This is a genomic window from Psittacicella gerlachiana (assembly GCF_003585965.1).
Taxonomy (GTDB): Bacteria; Pseudomonadota; Gammaproteobacteria; order Enterobacterales; family Psittacicellaceae; genus Psittacicella; species Psittacicella gerlachiana.
On record NZ_NRJF01000178.1, the window covers coordinates 1 to 3,262 of the forward strand.

Below are 3,262 nucleotides of genomic sequence, written 5' to 3' on the forward strand. Positions count from 1 at the left end.
GTTTTATTGAAAAAAGTAAAAGTATCACGTATAAAAATTATAATTTTAATACTTACATCATTAATTGCCCTTATTTCTTTTGTGGTTATTAGTCTTATAAATGGATATAAAATTTATCAGGGAAGAATCAGTGCAAAACCTGATTTAACAATTATTAAAGTAGATAATAAAAATCTGCTATCTCCTTGGACTATAAATTTAGAAGTAATTAATTTTGTCAAGAAAGAATACTTACCTGTTGATATAAAAAATTACAAAGAGCTACTTTGTCAAAATTTAGGGGTAAGTGATGATAAATGTGTGGAACATTTATTTAAAGATTTTAAATCTCCTCAAGTAAATAGCTTTATTCAAATAGACTCTCTATTGACTGATTATTTTATTTTAACTTCATATTATAAGGAGCAAAGTAGCACTTTATTACAAAAGTTAAAAGTTGATTTAACTCAAACAGACACTATTGTTTTATTGCTTGTCTATAAAAAATTAGCAATTCTCCTTGAAAACAGTGAGAAAGATTTAAGAAATATGGAGTTTGCCGATTTAAGTAAGACCGAACTTATAAAAGTTGAGCTTGCTAAATTACAAGAAGTGTATTCTTATGATTTTTTAACTAATTACCAAGAAAATAGTAAAACCAATCCTGGGTTAAAGATCTTTAACCGCTACTTTTATTTTGCTTTAAATGAGCAAGAACTATCTACTTATGAAATACTTGACATTATAAAATCTCAAGAGATAGCTCCAAAAATTGAGGGGCAACTAAAAAATAATTTTAATGTTCTGTATAATAATTTCTTGCAAGTACTTTTTTACTATTTAGATCAAGATATTTCTTCTGCTCTTTTATTAAATTCAGCAGGTTTTGATGAGTTTCATCTAGAAAGATTTCTTATCCAAAGAGTAGGTTTAATTTACTCACTGTTAATCAGTAAAATCTTAGTTGAGTTAGAAGCTAGAAGTGAATCACTTAGTGCTGATGATCAATTAATGGTTTATATGGCTACTTTATTTAATAGAGATCCAAATAGATTTAAACAAAAAGTTTTTCATAAAATAAATTGGGTAAAATACGTTTATTCAATTAATCAAGAGAATTAAAATGACTAGTTATATTGATAGTGCTCTTAGAACTTTAAACATAGAAATTGAGCAAATAAAAAATTTGGAAACGACAATAAATTCAGAAGCTTTTGCTCAAGCTTGCGATTTATTAAATAATTGCACGGGGAAAGTTGTTTGCATGGGGATTGGTAAATCAGGACACATTGCAAAAAAAATTGCAGCTAGTTTTGCTTCTACAGGTACAAGTTCGTTTTTTGTTCATCCTTGTGAAGCTGGACATGGGGATGCAGGAATGATTGTTGAAAATGATCTAGTTCTTTATGTCTCTAATTCAGGTGAAGCTCACGAGTTTAATAGCTTAATCCCTTATTTACAGAAGAATAATGTTAAAGTTATTGGGATAACCAATAATCCTGAATCTACTTTAGCTAAGTATAGTGAAGTGTTTTTATTGTTAAACGTAACCCAAGAAGCTTGTCCATTAAATTTAGCTCCAACAGCCTCTTCAACCAATACTTTAGTTTTAGGCGACTGTTTACTTGTAGCATTAATTGAAAGAAAACAACTTTCAAAAGGACAGTTTGCTTCATCTCATCCTTTTGGAGTGCTAGGTAGACGTTTGTTAATCACTAATGCTAACCTAATGAAAGTCGGAGATGATTTACCATTAGTATTACCCGAGATGATGATTAGTGATTGCTTAGTAACTATGTCAAAGAAAAATTTAGGTTGTGTTTTAATAGTTGACTCGTTAACTGATGCTAAACCTAAATGTCTAGGGATCTTTACGGATGGAGACCTTAGAAGATATATAGTAAATCATAAGGATATTTACGCAACTCAAATAAAAGAAGCAATGACTTCTAGTTTTACGTCAGGTAAGTTAGATGACTTAGCTTACAATACGATGCAAATTATGGAGCAAAAGAAAATCTCTGTTCTACCAATTGTTGATGAAGAAGAGAGAATTATAGGAATTGTAAATTATTTAGCTTTAATTAATTCTGGAATTTGATTCTATCGTGAAAAATAGTAAATTTGAATATATAATATATTGATAAAATTTTATAGAAAAGAGACTAAGGAAAATACTAATGTTAGATTATCGTCAACATGCCAAAGATAAAATTCATTTATTCAAAGGAATTAAACTTTTAGTTCTTGATAATGATGGAATTATGACTCCAGGTCAAGTGCATTACTATGATGCCAATACTGCTGTAGGCGTGAGTTATAGCGTGTTAGATGGTTATGCGATTGCACGTGCAAAAGACTATGGATTACATGTAGCTGTTATTTCAGGTCGTTCTAATAGTGCTTTAGAGTATAGAGCTAAAATTCTTAAAATAGATGGAGCTGATTTTTTCGCAGGAGTTCACGATAAAGGAAAATTCTTACTTGAATTAATGGAGAAATACTCATTAAAACCAGAAGAAGTAGCTTATATGGGCGATGACTATATAGATATTTCTGCATTAAAAGTGGTGGGATTGCCTATTTCTGTTCCTAATCGTCATCCAATGGTGGATAGATATGTAAAATATGTAACCTTAAATCAAGGTGGTTTAGGTGCAGTTAGAGAGGTTTGTGATTTATTAATCATTGCAAATGAAGGGCAATCAAATATGCGCGAAGAGCTATTATTATATTGGAATAGTTAATTTGATGTTAATACAAAAAAGAGTAATTTTTGTTTTATGCTTACTAGCTGTAGCAATAGGAATTTATTCTCTTTCTTCAAGAGATGACGATAATGCAAGTCAAGTCAATAAAAGTGATTTGCCACAAATGGAAATTAGTAAGGCTATTTTAACGAGCTTTGATCCTTTAGGAAATAATGAGTATACGGTTATTAGTAACCAAGTAGATAAGTTACAAGAGAGTGATATATTTAATTTTACTAATGTACTTGTATACTCAATAAGAAAAGATCAGATTAATCAGTCTGTTTTCATGGTTACAAATACGGCAACCATGGAAAATAAGAATCTTCTTTTTAAAGATAATGTAGAAGTATTTTCTTTAGGTAATCCTAATTTTCAACGTGCAGAGTTAAGTGATTCCATCTTAAATTTAGATAGTTATATATTATCTAGCAATAATCCGATAACAATTTATGGTCAATCTTTTATAACTAAAGCAGATGGTTTTAAATTTAATATAAAAGAAGGTAAGTATAACTTAGATGGTAATGTAG

4 protein-coding genes are annotated in these 3,262 nt (G+C 29.4%); all 4 read left to right on the top strand.

Annotation, left to right across the window (positions count from 1 at the left end):
* Positions 1–1,101 (top strand): hypothetical protein (locus CKF59_RS07915; protein WP_222985625.1); only part of this gene is annotated, 1,101 nt, incomplete at its 5' end.
* A gap of 1 nt (position 1,102) precedes the next feature.
* Positions 1,103–2,080 carry a KpsF/GutQ family sugar-phosphate isomerase gene (locus CKF59_RS05910; RefSeq protein ID WP_119535032.1) on the top strand — a complete coding sequence of 326 codons (978 nt, stop codon included), beginning with the start codon at positions 1,103–1,105 and terminating at the stop codon, positions 2,078–2,080.
* 79 nt (positions 2,081–2,159) lie between these two features.
* Positions 2,160–2,726, top strand: a complete 567-nt coding sequence (locus tag CKF59_RS05915; RefSeq protein WP_119535033.1) for a KdsC family phosphatase — start codon at positions 2,160–2,162, stop codon at positions 2,724–2,726.
* A gap of 4 nt (positions 2,727–2,730) precedes the next feature.
* Positions 2,731–3,262 (top strand): LPS export ABC transporter periplasmic protein LptC (gene lptC / locus CKF59_RS05920; RefSeq protein WP_119535034.1); only part of this gene is annotated, 532 nt, incomplete at its 3' end.